Origin of the sequence: Pseudomonas sp. Sample_9 (assembly GCF_004307535.1) — a bacterium.
GTDB lineage: Bacteria > Pseudomonadota > Gammaproteobacteria > Pseudomonadales > Pseudomonadaceae > Aquipseudomonas > Aquipseudomonas mercuritolerans.
In genome coordinates this window covers 2,030-4,285 of sequence record NZ_RAZO01000474.1, presented here as the reverse complement: position 1 = coordinate 4,285, position 2,256 = coordinate 2,030, and the positions used below count along the sequence as shown (strand labels likewise).

The following is a 2,256-nucleotide window of genomic DNA, read 5'->3' as shown; positions in this document are numbered from 1 at the left end:
AGGAAAGTCCAGTCCAGTTCCTGCTCCTGACGCAACGCATCAAGAAACGCCGCCCCCGCGCTCGCCTCGGCTTTGTATTCAGCCGGGAAACCGGCGCTGTCGATCACCCGCGTGTCATCCGGCAGCAACAGCGAACCGGCGCCGCCGACCACCAGCAAGCGCTTCACGCCCGCCTGTTTTACCGGTCCGACAATCGCCGAGGCCGGGACGGTGGCGAAGTGCGCTGCGCTGATCACTACATCGTGACCGGCCACCGCCGCTTGCAGCGCCGCCGAATCCAGCACGTCGAGGCTCTTGCTGACGACACCGGCACGGCTGCCGATCTTCGAGGTATCGCGGGCAATGGCGGTGACGCTGTGGCCGCGACGCAGGGCTTCTTCCAGCAGTTGGCTACCGGCACGGCCGGTGGCACCAATGATTGCGATCTTGCTCATGACATTCTCCAGTTGGCTTGAAAATGCTGCGTGTTCAGGTTCGGCTTACCAATGCATCTCGCCCTTGGCGACTTTCGCGCTGAGCTCCAGCGAGCTTTCCTCGCCCAGCTGCGGGTAGCGTTTTTTCATCGCTGCGATCAGTGCAGCAGAGTCTTTGGCCTTGGCGGTTTCGGCATCGAAGGCCTTGATGTAATCGGCGGTGAATTTCACGCTGGCCAGCGAGCGGCTGCTGTCACCCAGAAAATGGCCGGGCACCACGGTTTGCGGTTTCAGGCTTTCGATGGTGTGCAGGGTGTGCAGCCAGTCGGCGTGGGATTGCGCGGTCTGGGTGTCGGCCATCCACACATGAATGTTCTCGGCGACCACTACGCCACCGACCACTGCTTTGAGCGACGGGATCCATACGAAGCTGCGATCCGGTTGCTTGCCGTCGAGGCCGATCACCTGCAATTGCTTGCCTTCGAGGGTCAGGCTGTCGCCCTTGAGCACGTCCGGGACGATGGTTTTCGTCGGCACATCGGCGCCCATTTTTGGCCCCCAGTAGGCCAGTTTGCCGTCGACGGTGTGCTTGATGTGATCGACAGTCGGCTGCGAAGCCAGCACTTTCGCCTGCGGGAATGCTTTGGTCAGGGTGTCGAGGCCGAAGTAGTAATCCGGGTCACCGTGGCTGATGTAGATGGTGGTCAATTGCTTGCCACTGGCGCGGATCTTCTCCACCACCTGCTCGGCCTGGGATTTGCCGAATTGCGCATCGACCAGAATCGCTTCTTTCTCACCGCTGACCAGCACCGAGCTGACCGGGAAAATCGCCTGGGTGCCCGGGTTGTAGACATCAAGGCTCAGTTCGGCAGCGGATGCATGGGCGGCAAAGCCGAAAAATGCTGCGGCGAGCAGAACGCGCTTGAAAGGGGTGAAGCCGATCATTTGTTGCTCCGGATTGCGAATGCCAGTCTGGCGATGCAACAGAGCTTAGTTGCCAGACTCAGTACAAAAAATGCGATGCTTGGACATAGTTTGTTTCTGAAAGCGGGCAAATCATGGATCGGCTTCAAGCAATGCGGGTATTCGTCACGGTGGTGGACCTCGGCAGCCAGTCGGCGGCGGCCGATCACCTCGACCTGTCGCGGCCGGTGGTGTCACGCTATCTGGCGGAGCTGGAAGACTGGGTTGGCGCGCGGCTGATGCACCGCACCACGCGCAAGTTGAGCCTGACCGCCGCCGGCAGTGAAATCCTCCCGCGCTGCCGGCAGATGATCGACCTGTCGCACGACATGCAGGCCGCCGTCAGCGAACCCGATGACGCGCCGCGCGGATTGCTGCGGATCAGCGTCAGCACCTCGTTTGGCCAGGCGCAACTGGCCGATGCGGTCGCGGCGTACGTCAGGTTTTACCCCGGCGTGAGTATCGATCTGCAAATGCTCGACCGCACGGTGAATCTGGTCGATGAACGCATCGATCTGGCGATTCGCACCAGCAATGATCTTGATCCGAATCTGATCGCCCGGCGCCTGACCGTGTGCCGCTCGGTGGTCTGCGCAGCGCCGGCTTATCTGCTTGAGCATCCGGCGCCGCAGACGGTTGAGGATTTGAGCCGACATAACTGCCTGACCCATTCCTATTTCGGCAAAAGCCTGTGGCATTTCGAGGAGGATGGCGAACCGGTTTCGGTACCGGTGCAGGGCAATATCAGCGCCAACGAGGCCAGCACCCTTCTGCGCGCAACCCTGGCCGGCGCGGGCGTGGCGATGCTGCCGACCTACCAGGCTGGCGTGCATATTCACAACGGCGAGCTGCTGCGTTTGCTGCCACACGCAGAACCGCG

3 protein-coding genes are annotated in these 2,256 nt (G+C 61.5%); 1 reads left to right on the top strand and 2 read right to left on the bottom strand.

Annotated features, from left to right (window positions below; translation table 11 throughout):
* Together D6877_RS27085 and D6877_RS27080 are read right to left on the bottom strand one after the other, a co-directional pair.
* A partial coding sequence (locus tag D6877_RS27085) for an NAD(P)H-binding protein (RefSeq protein WP_130912683.1) occupies positions 1-434 on the bottom strand: 434 nt, incomplete at its 3' end.
* Between the two features lie 45 nt (positions 435-479).
* Positions 480-1,358, bottom strand: coding sequence for an MBL fold metallo-hydrolase (locus D6877_RS27080; RefSeq protein WP_130912676.1), 879 nt, complete (start codon positions 1,356-1,358; stop codon positions 480-482).
* 113 nt (positions 1,359-1,471) lie between these two features.
* Here D6877_RS27080 and D6877_RS27075 point away from each other — a divergent pair.
* A partial coding sequence (locus tag D6877_RS27075; protein ID WP_130912682.1) for a LysR family transcriptional regulator occupies positions 1,472-2,256 on the top strand: 785 nt, incomplete at its 3' end.